Here is a 15879-nt window from a genome sequence, read left to right as displayed (position 1 = left end):
GTGAGCGCTGAGGTGGGCAGGGATCCGGGCGCCGGGACGGGCGAGGCGCCGGACCGGATCTGGACGGTGCCCAACATCCTGAGCTTCGCGCGGCTGCTCGGAGTGCCGCTCTTCCTGTGGCTGGTCCTGGCCGAGGCCGACTGGTGGGCGCTGGGCCTGCTGGTCTTCGCCGGCCTGTCGGACTGGCTGGACGGCAAGCTCGCGCGGGCCCTCGACCAGACGAGCAGGCTCGGCACCGTGCTCGATCCGGCGGCCGACCGGCTCTACATCCTCGCCACGCTCATCGGGCTGACGGTCCGCGAGATCATCCCGGTGTGGCTGATCGTGCTGCTGGTCGCCCGGGAGGTGGCGATCACGCCGATCGTGCCGATCGTGCGGCGCCTCGGCTATGGCGGGACGCTGCCGGTGCACTTCGTGGGCAAGGCGGGCACGATGTGCCTGCTCTACGCGTTTCCGCTGCTGCTTCTGGGGGACCACGACGGCGCCGTGGCCACCACGGCGAAGGTCGTCGGCTGGTCGTTCGCCATCTGGGGCACCGTCCTCTACTGGTGGGCGGCGGTCCTCTACTGGGTGCAGGCACGGCAGTTGGTGCTGGCCGGCCGTGCCTCGCCCCCCGATCCGGGTCCGTCGGCCGGCGCTCAGAAGGGAGCGGAGGCCCCCCGATGAAGGCCGTTGTGATGGCGGGCGGAGAGGGGACGCGGCTGCGTCCGATGACCGCCAACCAGCCCAAGCCCCTGCTCCCCGTCATCAACCGGCCGATCATGGAACACGTGCTGCGCCTGCTCAAGCGGCACGGGCTGACCGAGACCGTCGTCACCGTGCAGTTCCTCGCGGCGCTGATCCGCAACTACTTCGGCGACGGCGAGGAGCTCGGCATGTCGCTGAGCTACGCCACCGAGGAGATGCCGCTCGGCACGGCCGGCAGCGTCAAGAACGCCGAGGAGGCGCTGCGCGACGACCGGTTCCTGGTGATCTCCGGGGACGCGCTCACCGACATCGACCTGACCGACATGGTGCGCTTCCACGAGCGCAACGGCGCGCTGGTCACCATCGGGCTCAAGCGGGTGCCCAACCCGCTGGAGTTCGGGATCATCATCGTGGACGACGACTGCCGTATCCAGCGCTTCCTGGAGAAGCCGACGTGGGGCCAGGTCTTCTCCGACACCGTCAACACCGGCATCTACGTGATGGAGCCCGAGGTCCTCGACCATGTCGCCGCGGGCGAGTCGGTCGACTGGTCGGGAGACGTGTTCCCCAAGCTGCTCGCCGAGGGAGCCCCGCTCTACGGGTACATCGCCGACTGTTACTGGGAGGACGTCGGCACCCACGAGAGCTATCTCAAGGCCCAGGCCGACATGCTCTCGGGCAAGGTCGACGTCGACCTGGACGCGTTCGAGGTCATGCCGGGCGTGTGGATCGCCGAAGGGGCCGAGGTCGACCCGGAGGCGATCCTGAAGGGCCCGCTCTACATCGGCGACTACGCCAAGGTCGAGGCGGGCGTCGAGCTGCGCGAGTTCACCGTGCTGGGCAGCAACGTGGTCGTCAAGGAGGGCGCGTTCCTGCACCGCGCCGTCGTCCACGACAACGTCTTCATCGCCCCGTCCACCAACCTGCGCGGCTGCGTGATCGGCAAGAACACCGACATCATGGCGGGCGCCCGCGTCGAGGAGGGCGCGGTCGTCGGCGACGAGTGCGTGATCGAGGCCGAGGCGTACGTGTCGAGCGAGGTGAAGGTCTACCCGTTCAAGACGATCGAGGCCGGCGCCGTCGTCAACACCAGCGTGATCTGGGAGTCGCGCGGGCAGCGCAACCTGTTCGGCCCGCGCGGCGTGTCAGGGCTGGTCAACGTCGAGATCACGCCCGAGCTGGCGGTACGGCTGGCCAGCGCGTACGCCACCACGCTGAAGAAGGGCACCACGGTCGTCACCGGCCGGGACGCCTCCCGCGCCGCCCGCACCCTCAAGCGCGCGGTCATCAGCGCCCTCACGGCCAGCGCGATCAACGTCCAGGACCTGGAGGCCACCCCGCTGCCGACGGCCCGGTTCGAGACCGGCCGGGAGGACTGCGGCGGCGGCATCTACATCCGCACGACGCTCGGCGACCCGCAGGGCGTCGACATCCTCTTCCTCGACGCCGACGGCGCCGACCTGTCGCTGGGCGCCCAGCGCAAGCTGGAGCGCGTCTTCGGCCGCCAGGAGTACCGCCGCGCCTTCCCCGGCGAGATCGCCGAGCTGACCTATCCGGCGCGCACCGTCGAGACCTACACCCGCGACCTGCTGCGCTGCGTCGACATGACCGGGGTCCGCGAGGCCGAGTTGAAGATCGTGCTCGACTGCGCGGGCGGCACCGCGTCGCTCGTCCTGCCCACCCTGCTCGGCAAGGTCGGCGTGGACGTGCTCACCCGCAACAACCGGCTGGACGAGGCCAACCCGACCGAGACGCTCGCCGAGCGGATGCGCGACCTGCAGCGTCTCGGCGAGCTGGTCTCCTCCTCCCGCGCCGCCTTCGGCGTGCGGTTCGACCCGGTGGGCGAGCGGATCTCGCTGGTCGACGAGAACGGCGAGTCGATCAGCGACGACCGCGCGCTGCTGGTCATGCTCGACCTCGTCGCCGCCGAGCGGCGCGGCGGGCGGGTGGCACTGCCGGTCACCACGACCCGCGTCGGCGAGCAGGTGTGCCGGTTCCACGGCGTGCGGGTGGAATGGACGTCGACCTCGCAGGACGTGCTCACCAAGGCGGCCGCCGACCCCGACATCATCTTCGCCGGCGACGGCCGCGGCGGGTTCGTGATGCCCGAGTTCAGCACCACGGTGGACGGGATCGCGGCGTTCGTGCGGCTCGTCGGCCTGGTCGCCCGCACCCGGCTGACGCTCTCGCAGATCGACCGGCGCATCCCCGAGGCGCACCTGCTGCGGCGGTCGGTGCCGACGCCGTGGGCGGCCAAGGGCTCGGTGATGCGCCATGTCGTCGAGGCCGCCGGCGAGCGCACGATCGACACCACCGACGGCGTCCGCGTCGTCGAGGAGGACGGCCGCTGGGTCCTGGTCCTGCCCGACCCCGCCGAGGCGGTCACGCACCTGTGGGCCGAGGGCCCCGACGAGGACGCCGCCCAGGACCTCCTGGAGGAGTGGGCCGCCGTCGTCGAACGCGCCGGCTCCTGACGGGCCCTAGTCGACCGGCGCGTCGTCGGGCGTGCCGCGTGCGATGGAGCCCAGCACGCCGAGCGCGCGCGCCAGCGTCTCAGGCGGGGGAGAGGCCAGACCGAACCGCACCGCGCCGGGCGAGCCGCCGTTGCCGACGGCGAACGCGGCGGCGGGCGTGACGGCGATGCCCCGGCGCGCCGCTGCGGCGACGAACGTCTCGGCGCGCCATTGCGCGGGCAGATCCCACCAGCAGAAGTACGAGCGCGGATCCGTGCGGAGCCGGAAGCCCGTCAGGGTCTCGGTGAGGATGGCCTGGCGTGCCACCACGTCGGCGCGCTTGCGGGCGGTGATCTCGGCGACCGTGCCGTCGTTGATCCAGCCGGTCGCCGCGTCGAGCGCGAGTCCGGCGGGCAGCCACGCGCCCGATCGCACCGCCGAGGTGAAGGCGTCGATGACGTCCGGCGGCACGACGGCGAAACCGGTGGTGAGCCCTGGGGCGAGCCGTTTGGAGAGGCTGTCGACGAGGATCGTGCGGTCCGGGGCGAACGAGGCGAGCGGCGGCGGCGCCTCGTCCGGCAGGAACGCCCAGATCGTGTCCTCGACGGCGCGCACGCCGTGCCGCCGGAGCACGTCGGCCAGCGCGGCGCGGCGGGCCGCCGGCATCGTCGCGCTGGAGGGGTTGTGCAGGGTCGGCTGGACGTACACGGCGCGGACGGGGGCGGTGCGGTGGGCCGCCGCGAGGGCGTCCGGGTCCAGGCCGTGCTCGTCCACCTCGACGGGCACCGGGACGATGCCGAGCCGCGCCGCCAGGCTCTTGACCACCGGATAGGTGTGCGCCTCGACGGCCAGCCGCTCACCGGCGGGCACCAGGGCCGACAGCGCCGCCGCGATGGCCTGGCGCCCGCTGCCGGTGAACCGCAGCGCCGCGGGATCCGGGCGCCAGCCGCCGCCATGTGCGAGCAGACCGGCGGCGGCCTCGCGCGCGGCCGGCGTGCCGGTGGCCCCGGCCGGGCGCAGCGCCGCCCCCAGCACGTCGGGACGCTGGAACCGGCGCAGCCCGGCGGCGAGCAGCTCGGCCTGCCCCGGGACGATCGGCAGGTTCAGCTCCAGGTCGACGCCCGCCTGCGCTGGCTCGGCGAGCGCGGGCTCGGGCGCCCGGTCCGCGGACCGGACGAAGGTGCCGCGGCCGACCTCCCCGACGACCAGGCCGCGCCGGACCAGTTCCTTGTAGACCCGCGCGGCGGTCGAGTTGGCGATGCCGCGTGCGCGCGCGAAGTCGCGTTGCGGGGCGAGCCGGTCGCCGGGGCGCAGCCGCCCGGCGGCGATCTCGGCCGCCACCGCGTCGGCGACGAGCCGGTAGTCGTCCACGACTCGTTCCTCTCATTGCGCCGATCGCAATTTCCAGTGTTGCACCGAGATAGTACCGAGGTCTAGGCTCGGAGCAATAACTTCTGGAATGAGGCGTGATGATTTCGCTCGGTGCAATGGCGGGGATCGCCCTGGTCGCGTTCGGCATGGTGATGTCGCCCGGCCCCAACATGATCTATCTCGTCTCGCGCACGATCACCCAGGGGCGGCGGGCCGGGATGATCTCGCTGGGCGGGGTGGCCACCGGCTTCGTGGTGTACGTGCTCGCGGCCACCGCCGGGCTCACCACGGTCTTCACGCTGGTCCCGGCGCTCTATACGGCGATCAAGCTGGCCGGCGCGGGATATCTGCTCTGGATGGCGTGGCAGGCGGTGAAGCCGGGCGGCGGCTCCCCGTTCGCTCCGAAGGAGCTCCCGGTCGACCCGCCGCGCCGGCTCTTCACGATGGGCCTGGTGACCAACCTCCTCAACCCGAAGATCGCGATCCTGTACGTGTCGCTGCTGCCCCAGTTCGTCGACCCCGAACGGGGCCACGTCGCGCTGCAGAGCCTGCTGCTCGGCCTGACCCAGGTCGCCGTGGCCCTGACGGTCAACGCCATGTGGGTGCTGAGCGCGGGGGCGGTCGCGCTGTTCCTAGCGCGGCGGCCGCTCTGGCAGCGCGTCCAGCGGTACGCGATGGGCACCGTGCTCGGCGGGCTCGCCGTCCACATCGGGCTCGACAGGTCCAAGGCGGTCGTGGCGGCTCCCTGACGGCGGCACACGCAGGATCGCGGCCGCCCACGGGGGCAGCCACCAGTTCCACCGGCCGAACAGCGCGACCAGCGCCGGGACGAGGAGCGCGCGGACGATCGTCGCGTCCAGCAGGACGCCGAGGCCCAGCCCGGTCGCGAAGATCTTGACCTCGACGAGGGGCGCGGCGGCCAGCGAGGCGAACGCCAGGAACAGGATGAGCGCCGCGCTGGTCACCAGGCGCCCGGTGCGGCCGATGCCCTCGACGACCGCCGTCTCGGTGGATCCGGTGCGGTCGTACTCCTCCCGCATCCGGGCGAGGATGAAGACCTCGTAGTCCATCGACAGCCCGTACAGGAACGCGAACACCATCGCGGGGACGAAGACCGCGATCGACCCCGTGGCCGAGACGCCCCAGATCTGCTCGCTGCCGTGGCCCTGCTGCCACACGAGGACCGTCGAGCCGAGGACCGCCGCCAGCGACAGCAGATTGAGCAGCACGGCCTTCAGCGGCAGCAGGAGCGACCGGAACGCCCGGGCCAGCAACACGAACGTCAGCAGGCCGATGAGCGCCAGCATGAGCGGGAACGCGCCGTACACCTTGGCGGTGAAGTCGAGGTCGGCGGCCGTCCCGCCGCCCACCTGGGCGCCCGGCGGCACGGCGGCCCGGATCTCCCTCACGGTGTCCTTGCCCACGCGGGTGCCGCCCTCATCGGCGGGCAGGACGGTGACCAGCGCCGAGCCCTCACGCCGCCAGCCGGCCCCTTCGGGCGCCACCACGGAGTGCACCCCGGGCAGGCCGCGCAGCCCGGCCGCGACGCGGACCGGATCGGCACCGGCGGGCACGAGCACGTCGACGGGAGTGAGGACGCCGGACGGCACGCCGCCGCGCCGGAGAGCCGTCAGACCTTCATAGGCGGGGCCGGATTTGGCCATGGCGTCGCTGTGCGTCTCGCCGAGATTCATCCCGAGCGCGACGTAGGCCAGAGCGGCGAGCGACGCCGTCGACACCAGCACCGCCACCCACCGGAACCGGACCACCACCCGCGTCCAGGCCGTCCATGCCCGGCTCGCGCCCGCCTCCTTGCGCAGTTTCGGCCGGTCCAGCCAAGGGCCGATGGTGGCCAGGACGACCGGCAGCAGCGTGAGCGTGGCCAGTGCGCTCACGGTCGGGATGATCATCCCGCCGTACGCGACGCTGCGCAGGAACTCCACCGGCATGACCAGCATGGCGAGCAGGCCGATGGCGACCGCGCCGGCGCTGAAGAGGACCGCGTGCCCGGCCGTGGCCATGGCCCGCCGCACCGCCGCGTCGCCCTCGTGTCCCCGGGCCCGTTCCTCCCGCCAGCGGGTGACGAGCAGCAGCGAGTAGTCGATCGCCACGCCCAGCCCGATCAGCGCGACGACGAACTGCACCATGAAGTTGACGTCCGTCACGCCGGTGATCCCGTACACCGCCAGGAACGAGGTCAGGATCGACACGACGGCGATGGCGAGCGGCACCAGCGCCAAGAAGGAGCCGAAGACGAAGGCGAGCACGATCAGCGCACTCGCGCCGCCGACGACCGTCTCGACGAGCACGCTCGGCCCGTCGCTCCCCGCGCCCTCCTCCAGCCCCTCCATGCTGGTCACCGCGACCGTCGCACCGGACGGCAGATGCGACCGCAGCGCCTGGGCGAGCGGACCGCTCTGGTCGGGCCCGTCGTCGCCCATGCCGCCGTCCCCGCCGTCCGCCGGTCGGCGCGGGAAGACCAGGCCGAACGTGGTCCGGCCGTCCGCCCCGACGAGGCGCCGGTCCCCGGTGCCGGCGTACGAGACGACGCGCGCGTCCAAACGGGTCCGAACGGCGTCGAAGGCCTTGCCCAGGGCAGCCTTGGCCTGGGGTGAGTCCACGTTCTGCCCGGCGGGCAGGGCGACCACGGGAACCAGCGGCTTGTCCGCGCCGCCCGAGCCGTACACCCGCGTGATGGCGGCGTTGGCGTCGCGCGCGGCCGATCCCGGCGGCGCGAAGTTCTCCTTCAGCCGATCGGTGACCTGCATGGTGGCGACGGCACCGGCGCAGGTGGCGGCCAGCCACAGCAGCGTGACGAGAAGTTTGTGCCGCAGCACGTATCCAGAGAATCTCTCCATGCGGCCCAGTGCAGCGGCCACGTCTTCGGGGACCGTGCGGGCGCTCTTAGAGATCGCTGTGAATCGGCCCTTCACAGCGATCTCTAAGAGATCTCACACTGCGCCCGAAGCGGTCCTGGCACGACACTGGGCTTGTGACACAACCCCCCACACGCGTCCTCGTGGTCGACGACGAGTCCTATCTGGCCGATCTGGTCGCCACCGCCCTCCGCTACGAGGGGTTCGAGGCGGCCGTGGCGGGGTCGGGCGCGGCGGCCCTCACCCAGGTGGCGCGGTTCGCTCCCGACCTCATCGTGCTCGACGTGATGCTCCCGGACGGCTCCGGCCTGGAGACCTGCGCCAAGCTGCGGCGCGACGGCTGCGAGGCGCCGGTGGTGTTCCTGACGGCCCGCGACGCAACCGAGGACAAGATCAAGGGGCTGACGGTCGGCGGCGACGACTACGTGACCAAGCCGTTCAGCCTGGAGGAGCTGATCGCCCGGATCCGCGCCGTCCTGCGCCGCGCCCGGCCGCGCGCCGGTGAGCGCGGGCGGCTGGCGTTCGCCGACCTGGAGATCGACGAGGACACCTACGAGGTGCGGCGCGGCGGCGACCTGGTCGAGCTGACCCCGACCGAGTTCAAGCTGCTGCGCTACCTGGTGATGAACTCCGGGAGGGTCCTGTCCAAGCGGCAGATCCTCGACCACGTCTGGGAGTACGACTTCGGCGGCAGCGACGGCGTCGTCCAGACCTACGTCAGCTACCTGCGGCGCAAGGTCGACGACCGCGACCCCCGCCTGATCCACACGGTGCCGCGCGTCGGCTACATCCTCCGGCTGCCCAGGGAGGCCTGATGTCCCTCCGCCGGCGGCTCATGCTCATCGTGATGGTGCTCCTGACCCTGGGCCTCGTCACCGTGGGCGCCTCCACGATCGCGGCGGTCTTCGACTGGAAGACCTCCGCGAACGACCGGCTACTGACCTCGGTCGGCCGGGAGGCGGCGGCCATCGTCGTGGCCCGCGCGGAGCGCGGAGAGGGGCTGAGCCTGCCGCCCGCGACCGATGACATGCCGCGGCTGTGGCAGGCCGGGAGCCGGCACGGAGGGTTCCCCTCGTTCCTCCAGGTGCGCGGGCCGGACGGGCGGGTGCTGCAGACCGTGTCGTTCGCCGAGACGCCGCGGATCCCGGCGGACGTCCGGCCTGGGAAGGCGAGTGAGGAGAACCCCGACGGCGAGCGGTTCACCCGGATCGAGGCGCGCGTCGCGGACGACGAGGGCGAGTGGGAGGGGCCGTTCGGGGACTCGCAACCCGACTGGCGGATCCGTGCCGCCGAGCTGCCCGGCGGGCGGGGCACCCTCGTGATGGCGATGCGCACCACCGACCAGGACTCGCTGATCGGCCGGACGTTCGGGACGTTGTTCACGGTGACGCTGCTCGTCCTCGGCGGCGTCGCGTTCCTGGCCTGGCGCGCGATCCGGCGCGCGCTGCGGCCGCTCGACGAGATCGCCGAGACCGCGGGCGCCATCGGCGGCGGCGACCTGGCGCGCCGCGTCGACGCGCCCGGCCCCAAGACCGAGGTGGGCAGGCTGGGCGCCGCGCTGAACGCCATGCTCGCGCAGATCGAGTCGGCGTTCCGCGAGCGCGCGGCCTCCGAGGACCGGCTGCGGCGCTTCGTCGCGGACGCCTCGCACGAGCTGCGCACCCCCGTGGCGACCGTCCGCGGGTACGCGGAGCTGTTCCGGCGCGGCGCCGCCGACCGGCCGGAGGACCTGGCCAAGGCCATGCGCCGGATCGAGTCCGAGGCCGAGCGGATGGGCCGGCTGGTCGACGAGATGTTGCTGCTGGCCCGCCTCGACCAGGGCCGCCCGCTGGAACGCGAGCCGGTGGACCTGGCCGTTCTCGCCGCCGACGCCGTCGCGGACGCCGGGGCGGTCGAACCGGACCGGCCGCTCGCGCTGGAGGCGGACGGCCCCGTGGTCGTCCTGGGCGACGCCGAACGGCTCCGGCAGGTGCTCGGCAACCTTCTCGTCAACGTCCGGCGGCACACCCCCGCCGGAGCGCCCGCCACCGTGCGCGCGGTGGCCGAGGGCGATCGGGCCTTCATCGAGGTGGCCGACACCGGCCCCGGTCTGACCGCCGAGCAGTGCGCCAAGGTCTTCGAGCGCTTCTACCGGGCCGACGAGGCCCGGTCGCGCGACCAGGGCGGGGCCGGGCTGGGGCTCTCGATCGTCGCCGCCGTCGCCGAGGCGCACGGCGGCACCGCCACGGCGCGGTCCCGGCCCGGTGGAGGCGCCGCGCTCCGCGTCACATTTCCCGCCGCACCGCCCGGCGAGCGCGACCGTCACCCCGCGCACCAGGCTCGCCGTCAGCGCGGTACGGTCTGAGTGAGGGGGCTACGGGGAGGGTGATCGAGGCTCGTCCGCGCGGCGGCGTAGACCTGCGATCATTGTCGAAGGTAGCTTGAGGGACGTCGGCTCCCCGATCCAGTTGACCCCTCGGGCACTACCCGCGTAAGTTGCGGCAACCGTCGTGTTGGTGGACGGGGAGTCAAGGCCGTGGTCGGGGGCGGGTCCCCGGCGTGGGTTGGTACAGGATGCGCGTGCCGCGGGCCGCCCTCGCGAGAGCGAGGGCCGCGTGGCACGCCGATGGTAGGAGGCCGAGCCGATCGATGCCGAGCGTCTACTGCACGCAGTGCGGTCACGCCAACCCGGATGATGCCCGCTTCTGCTCCAACTGCGGCACTCCACTGACGCGGACCGCCACGCCTCCCTCTCCCGCGCCGCACCAGCCGCCGCCGCCCTACCGGGAGTCGCCGGGCGAGTCGACGTCGACGATCTCGATCGGCGGCTTCGAGGCCCTCGACACCGACCAGAGCGCCGAGGAGCCCGTCGGCCCCGACCAGGTGGCCGTCGAGGCCCTGCCGCCCGGCACCGCATTGCTGGTGGTCAAGCGCGGGCCCAACGCCGGCAGCCGCTTCCTGCTCGACAAGGAGCGCACGTCGGCGGGGCGCCACCCCGAGAGCGACATCTTCCTGGACGATGTGACCGTGTCCCGCCGGCACGCCGAGTTCGCCCGCGAGGGCGGCAGCTTCTCCGTCCGCGACGTGGGCAGCCTCAACGGCACCTACGTCAACCGGCAGCGGATCGACTCGGCCGGCCTGTCGGGCGGCGACGAGGTCCAGATCGGCAAGTTCCGGCTGGTGTTCCTGACCAATCCGCAGCACGGCTGACCGGCCGGCCGCCCGCCGGGACCGGGCGGCGCACCGCCACGGGGACGAGGGGAGGGGCCCATGAACGCGCAGCCGGCCCGTGCCCTGATGACCATCGGGGACGTTCTGGGCCTGCTGCGGGCCGACTTCCCGGACATCACCATCTCCAAGATCCGGTTCCTGGAGGCCGAGGGGCTGATCGAGCCGCAGCGCAGCCCCTCGGGCTACCGCAAGTTCGGCGAGGGCGACCTCGAGCGGCTGCGGTCCATCCTCACCGCCCAGCGTGACCACTATCTGCCACTGCGGGTGATCAAGCAGCGGCTGGAGGCGCAGGACCGCGGCGAGGCCGTGCCGCCCCTGGAGACTGCGGGACGCGTCCCGGCCCAGGACCGTCCTCCCCGCACGCTCGTCGCGGCCGACGCGGGCGCGCCGGAGCCCGCCGTGCGCCTCACCCGGCGCCAGCTCCTCGACGGCGCCGGGATCGACGAGGAGCTGCTGGCCGGCCTGGAGGAGTACGGCCTGGTGACCCGCACGGGCCGGCACTACGACGGCGAGGCCCTCACGATCGCCCGCGCCGCCGCCGCGCTCGGCGCGTTCGGCGTCGAGGTCCGCAACCTACGGGCCCTCAAGTCCGCCGCCGACCGCCAGGTCGGCCTCATCGAACAGGTGATCGCGCCGCTGCTGCGCCGCCGCGGCCCCGGCGCGCACGAGCAGGCGGCCGGGACGGCCCGCGAGATCGCCGAACTGTCGGTCCGGCTGCACGCGGCGCTGCTGGCCACGGGCCTGCGTGAAAGCCTTGACCCCTGATCATGGAGCCGCCGGAGGTTATTGCCGCGCCGTCCGCTCGCCCCCGTGTCGGGGGTCGGGTGTACGTTGGCTACAAGGTTCGGTCAGAAATCGATCTGGGCAATTGGTGATCGAGACAGCGAGGACCAGCAGGGAGCCGCAGTGAAGCAGATGGAGGTCGTCGGCGTCCGGGTCGAGATGCCCTCCAATCAGCCGATCGTCCTGTTGAAGGAGACGGACGGGGATCGCTACCTGCCCATCTGGATCGGGGCGGTCGAGGCCACGGCGATCGCCTTCGCCCAGCAGGGCGTGCTGCCGGCGCGCCCGCTCACCCATGACCTCTTCCGCGACGTCCTCGACGCGCTGAGCGTCCAGCTGCGCACCGTCAACATCATCGCGCTGCGCGAGGGCATCTTCTTCGCCGACCTGGTGTTCTCCAACGGCGTCGAGGTGAGCGCCCGCCCCTCCGACTCGATCGCCCTCGCCCTGCGCACCGGCGCCACCATCTTCGCCAGCGAGGACGTCCTCGAAGAGGCCGGGGTCGCCATCCCCGACGAGCAGGAGGACGAGGTCGAGAAGTTCCGCGAATTCCTCGACACCATCTCCCCGGAAGACTTCGGGCGCGCCGGCTGACCGAGCTAGCAGACGCTGCCCTTCGGGTTAGGTAAAGGTTTTTGGACGGCGCAAGGTCATCCTTCGGTCCGGGTGCGCGCGCATCGGGGGTGAGGGGCCTGTTTCCGCTGGGTAATCACCTGGGTAGGAGTGCATGGGGCGCGGCGTGCGCAGTTTGCCCACGTGAAGCCGGTTCATCCGGGCATGCGACGCGCCGACGGTGAACGTTGACCACACCCTGACCGGCACCTACCGTGCTGGTGGAACACCCGTGGTGTAATTCGTCAAACCCCCTTGACGGAGCGCGACGGGCTGATAGGAGCCGGAGGTCCGCGTGGCGGTGAGCAGCGGCGAGGGCAAGGCGACCCCCGACAGGCACATTGCCTCTCAGCGTGCCGGGGAGCAGGGACTGCTGTTCGACACGCAGGTGTCGTCGCCGCCCGAGGATGTCGGCTACCGCGGTCCCACCGCGTGCTCCGCGGCCGGGATCACCTACCGGCAGCTGGACTACTGGGCGCGCACGGGGCTCGTCGAGCCGAGCGTGCGGGCCGCGCACGGATCGGGCAGCCAGCGGCTCTACAGCTTCCGCGACATCCTCGTGCTGAAGGTCGTCAAGCGGCTCCTCGACACGGGCGTGTCATTGCAGCAGATCCGGACCGCGGTGACGCACCTGCGCGACCGGGGCGTCAACGACCTGGCCCAGATCACCCTCATGAGCGACGGCGTGAGCGTCTACGAGTGCACGTCGGCCGACGAGGTCGTCGATCTGCTGCAGGGCGGGCAGGGCGTCTTCGGCATCGCCCTCGGGCGGGTCTGGCAGGAGGTCGAGGGCAGCCTCGCCGAGCTGCCCGGCGAGAGAGCCGCGGCCGATGATGACGACGATCATCCGCATGACGAGCTCGCCCACCGGCGGCGGGTCCGCAAGACCGGCTAGCCCGCTTCCTTCTAGATCGCTTCCTTGCGCTGCAGGTAGGCGAACGCCCCCCAGCCCGGCAGCACCGGGAGCCACAGGGTCAGCAGCCGGTAGAGCAGGACGGCCGAGGCCGCCGTCTCGGCGGTGAGCCCGGCCAGCGTCAGCGCCAGGGTCAGCGCCCCCTCGACGGCGCCGAGGCCGCCCGGGGTGGGCGCGGCCGAGCCGACCGCGTTGGCGGTCAGGAAGACCACGATCACCGTGGTGAGGGGCAGCGTGCCGCCGAACGCGCGGATGGAGCTGTCGAGGCAGACCACGAAGGCGGCGCTCAGCAGGACGATGCCGCCCATGCCGGTGATCATCTTCTTGGGCGACTGGAGCACGTCCACCAGCCGCGGGACGACGCCGGAGAACATGCTCTTCAGCCGGGCCGTCACGAACCGCCGCACCTTGGGGATCGTGAGGGCGATCCCGGCGAGGACGGCGAGCGCCAGCAGGACGATGACGATCATCCGGGACGGCGCCAGGTCCTTGGTGGCGTTCGTCGTGGAGCCGGTGATGAAGCCGAAGAGGATCAGCAGCAGGATGTGCGTGGCCATGCCCATCAGCTGGGAGGCGCCCACGCTGGCCACCGCGGGCCCGGGACGCACCCCCGAGCGCTGGAGATAGCGGGTGTTGAGCGCCACGCCCGCGACGGCGGCGGGCGCCACGAGCTTGACGAACGACGCGGCCAGCTGGACCAGCACCGTGCGCCCGAGCGGGAGCCGCTCGGGCACGAAGCCGATGAGCATCCAGGCGGCCGCCACGTAGGTGACGCCGGCCGCCGCCAGCCCGGCCGCGGCCCACCACCAGTCGGCCTTCGCCAGCAGCTGGTCGAGATCGACGCTGCTGAGCTGGGGGATGATGATGTAGGCCGCGAACGTGAGGGCCACGATGCTGAGGATCGTGCGGGGGCGGAAGCGCTCCAGCCGGATCGGCGGCGCCTCGCCCTCGGGCTTGAGCCGCAGGATCTGCTCGCGGATGCGGGTCAGCAGGTCCTTGTGCTGCCGGAGCGCGGCCCGGGTGGCGCGGGTGAGGGCGACCCGCTGGAGCATCGGCACGACGCCGGCCAGTGTCCCGTCGCCCAGGACGGGCGAGGCCGTCGCGACGGCGCGTTCCGGCCCGACGCGCAGGGCGAGCGTGGTCAGGAGCTGGGCGAGGTCCAGGCGCAGCGCGAGGTCGCCCGCGGCGATCTCGCCGACCCGCAGATGGATCAGCTGGGCCCGGCCGTCGGTGATCAGGATGGCCTCGCCCTCCAGCCGGCGGTGGGCGAGGCGCCCGGCCTGGAGCCGCTGGAACTGGTGCCAGACGTCGGCCAGGAGCTCGTCGGTGATCTCGTCGTCGGCGAGGGTGCCGAGGGTGCGGCCCGAGACGTGCTCGTAGGCGAGCAGCGCGGCCTCGGTGCCCACCTCGGACGTGCCCAGCAGGCGGGGCGTCCGGGCGTTCGCGGCGCCGGCCGCGTACGCCATCAGCGACTCCTGCTCCAGCGACCGGCGCAGCGACCGCAGCGCCCGGCGGGGCGCCGCGGCGCGCAGCCGGGCCAGCCGCCACACCCGGTAGAACAGGCCGGCCGTCTGCTGATCACGGTCGAGGACGGTGACCCGCAGCTGCCAGTCGCCGGGAGGGAGCCGGCGTCCGGGCTCCGGCTCGACCGCCACGTCGTAGGCGCGGGGCTCGTCGGCGGGGGTGGGAACGGCGCGGGCGCGCAACGGCGTGAAGCCGAGTTTGGCCAGGGCGGCCATGACGGTGGTGCCGGGCGGACGCGGGTTGGGGGTGCCGACGGCGTACAGCGTGCCGTGCCCGATGGCCCGGCCGAGGAAGTAGGTGGCCGCCAGCGCGGCGACCGAGGCGTACGAGGCGGTCAGGCCGGTCAGCGCCGCGAGCCCGATCATCGTCCAGGTGGCGGCCTGCCAGCGGGTCCGGCCGGCCATGCCCACCGCCGTGACGAACGCGATGACCGGCGCGATGTCGGTGTGCACGGGCGCGGTCTCGGTGCCGCCCCAGATGAGGGAGTCGAGGACGCCGCCGGGAGCCGCGGGGACCACCCAGTCGTCCAGCACGATGGTGAGCCCGAACGCGATCACGGCGGCCAGCAGGGCGATGGCGACCCGCACCCCGTCCTTGTGGAACAGGCGCTCGATCGAGAACGCCACCGGCACGGCCAGCACGCCGAAGCTGGAGACCAGCGTGGCCATGGTCAGCAGGAACCGCGGGGCGTGCGCGGTGCCCTCGACGATGTCGCTCTGCAGGCCGTGCGTGGTGCCCTTGGCGATCGAGACCAGCAGCAGGATCGCGGCGAGCCCGGCCACCGCGGCGGCGAAGCGCAGGGCGTCGCCCGGGCGGCGGATGCGGTCGGGCCGGGCGGGCTCGTCCACCGGAACGACGGCGGCGCCGGGCCTGCCCTCGGGCGCCTCTCCCGGGGCCTCGGGGGCGCCCTGCCTCGTCCCGTGCGTCACGCCTTGGGTCACGCCGCACCACCGTCCGGAACTCTCACTGTGATCAGCGTCCCAGACACGGCGCCGCCTCGTCGAGCGGGGCATGCGCTCCCGCCCCGCGCGGCCACACAGCGCTCACCTGTTCCTCTCGCCCCCTGGCTCCCGGCCGGTCGATGGCTCCGTGAGCTGTGAATATCGTACTTGTCCCGCCCCGGACGGCCGATCATGGGCCGGGGGAGCGGGCCGCGTCGATCGTTTCGGCCGTCGTTGGATAGAGTTCCCTTTGGACATGCCGTCGACCCTGTGCGGGAGAGACTCCACGCCGCCAGCGCGGAGCGCCGAAGGGGCAACCCTCCCCGGAACCTCTCAGGCAAAAGGACCGCTGGGCGAGGCACCTCTGGAAAGCAGGCGTCCTTCTCCTCGGCAGAGGGGGCGGGGTCTCACCGAAGGGGAAACCCCGTTCCGCGGGTGAAGCTCTCAGGTGCCCATGACAGAGGGGGAGACCGGCCATCGGCCCAGCGCGGGCCGATGGTGGCCCTGAG

12 protein-coding genes and 2 riboswitches are annotated in these 15879 nt (G+C 72.7%); of the genes, 9 read left to right on the top strand and 3 right to left on the bottom strand.

The genetic code is table 11. From position 1 onward, the window contains the following. On the top strand, positions 1–666 hold the full coding sequence (locus ACGFNU_RS21945; protein WP_392596203.1) for a CDP-alcohol phosphatidyltransferase family protein: 666 nt from the start codon (positions 1–3) through the stop codon (positions 664–666). Then, positions 663–3161 (top strand): sugar phosphate nucleotidyltransferase, encoded by a 2499-nt coding sequence (locus ACGFNU_RS21940; protein WP_392596201.1) that lies wholly within the window; start codon positions 663–665, stop codon positions 3159–3161. Before ACGFNU_RS21945 ends, ACGFNU_RS21940 begins: the two co-directional genes overlap by 4 nt. A 6-nt stretch (positions 3162–3167) precedes the next feature. Here ACGFNU_RS21940 and ACGFNU_RS21935 read toward each other — a convergent pair whose 3' ends face one another. Beyond that, positions 3168–4511 carry a PLP-dependent aminotransferase family protein gene (locus ACGFNU_RS21935; RefSeq protein ID WP_392596199.1) on the bottom strand — a complete coding sequence of 448 codons (1344 nt, stop codon included), beginning with the start codon at positions 4509–4511 and terminating at the stop codon, positions 3168–3170. A gap of 98 nt (positions 4512–4609) precedes the next feature. On the opposite strand from ACGFNU_RS21935, the gene ACGFNU_RS21930 reads away from it, so the two are divergent. Continuing rightward, positions 4610–5260, top strand: a complete 651-nt coding sequence (locus tag ACGFNU_RS21930; protein WP_392596197.1) for a LysE family translocator — start codon at positions 4610–4612, stop codon at positions 5258–5260. On the opposite strand, the gene ACGFNU_RS21925 is transcribed toward ACGFNU_RS21930, so the two are convergent. Then, a complete protein-coding gene (locus ACGFNU_RS21925) occupies positions 5144–7369 on the bottom strand; it encodes an MMPL family transporter (protein WP_392596196.1) in 2226 nt (741 codons plus the stop codon). The genes ACGFNU_RS21930 and ACGFNU_RS21925 overlap by 117 nt on opposite strands. Before the next feature lie 134 nt (positions 7370–7503). Here ACGFNU_RS21925 and ACGFNU_RS21920 point away from each other — a divergent pair, with 134 nt between their 5' ends. From ACGFNU_RS21920 to ACGFNU_RS21895, 6 genes are all read left to right on the top strand, one after another. Then, positions 7504–8202, top strand: coding sequence for a response regulator transcription factor (locus ACGFNU_RS21920; protein ID WP_392596194.1), 699 nt, complete (start codon positions 7504–7506; stop codon positions 8200–8202). Continuing rightward, positions 8202–9731: a sensor histidine kinase gene (locus ACGFNU_RS21915; protein WP_392596192.1), complete on the top strand. Its 1530-nt coding sequence runs from the start codon at positions 8202–8204 to the stop codon at positions 9729–9731. Before ACGFNU_RS21920 ends, ACGFNU_RS21915 begins: the two co-directional genes overlap by 1 nt. Positions 9732–10015: 284 nt before the next feature. Continuing rightward, on the top strand, positions 10016–10576 hold the full coding sequence (locus ACGFNU_RS21910) for an FHA domain-containing protein (protein ID WP_392596190.1): 561 nt from the start codon (positions 10016–10018) through the stop codon (positions 10574–10576). A gap of 60 nt (positions 10577–10636) precedes the next feature. Next, positions 10637–11362 (top strand): MerR family transcriptional regulator, encoded by a 726-nt coding sequence (locus tag ACGFNU_RS21905; protein ID WP_392596188.1) that lies wholly within the window; start codon positions 10637–10639, stop codon positions 11360–11362. 141 nt (positions 11363–11503) lie between these two features. Further along, the gene (locus ACGFNU_RS21900; protein WP_151570878.1) at positions 11504–11974 is read left to right on the top strand and encodes a bifunctional nuclease family protein; all 471 of its coding nucleotides are present in this window, start codon (positions 11504–11506) and stop codon (positions 11972–11974) included. Between the two features lie 313 nt (positions 11975–12287). Further along, positions 12288–12887 (top strand): MerR family transcriptional regulator, encoded by a 600-nt coding sequence (locus ACGFNU_RS21895; protein ID WP_392596186.1) that lies wholly within the window; start codon positions 12288–12290, stop codon positions 12885–12887. Positions 12888–12898: 11 nt separating this feature from the next. On the opposite strand, the gene ACGFNU_RS21890 is transcribed toward ACGFNU_RS21895, so the two are convergent. Then, a complete protein-coding gene (locus ACGFNU_RS21890; protein WP_392596184.1) occupies positions 12899–15370 on the bottom strand; it encodes a flippase-like domain-containing protein in 2472 nt (823 codons plus the stop codon). A gap of 263 nt (positions 15371–15633) precedes the next feature. Beyond that, a riboswitch (glycine riboswitch) is annotated at positions 15634–15729 on the top strand. Then, positions 15730–15840, top strand: a riboswitch (glycine riboswitch). The last annotated feature ends 39 nt before the right edge of the window (positions 15841–15879 follow it).

This window comes from Spirillospora sp. NPDC048911, from assembly GCF_043198015.1.
Lineage (GTDB): Bacteria > Actinomycetota > Actinomycetes > Streptosporangiales > Streptosporangiaceae > Spirillospora.
This window is presented reverse-complemented; position numbering and strand designations above follow the sequence as displayed.

Bases quoted from the DNA above. Each gene is read 5' to 3' on its own strand.
- ACGFNU_RS21940 (WP_392596201.1), top strand. From the start codon at position 663: ATGAAGGCCGTTGTGATGGCGGGCGGAGAGGGGACGCGGCTGCGTCCG.
- ACGFNU_RS21930 (WP_392596197.1), top strand. From the start codon at position 4,610: ATGATTTCGCTCGGTGCAATGGCGGGGATCGCCCTGGTCGCGTTCGGC.
- ACGFNU_RS21925 (WP_392596196.1), bottom strand. From the start codon at position 7,369: ATGGAGAGATTCTCTGGATACGTGCTGCGGCACAAACTTCTCGTCACG.
- ACGFNU_RS21915 (WP_392596192.1), top strand. From the start codon at position 8,202: ATGTCCCTCCGCCGGCGGCTCATGCTCATCGTGATGGTGCTCCTGACC.
- ACGFNU_RS21910 (WP_392596190.1), top strand. From the start codon at position 10,016: ATGCCGAGCGTCTACTGCACGCAGTGCGGTCACGCCAACCCGGATGAT.
- ACGFNU_RS21905 (WP_392596188.1), top strand. From the start codon at position 10,637: ATGAACGCGCAGCCGGCCCGTGCCCTGATGACCATCGGGGACGTTCTG.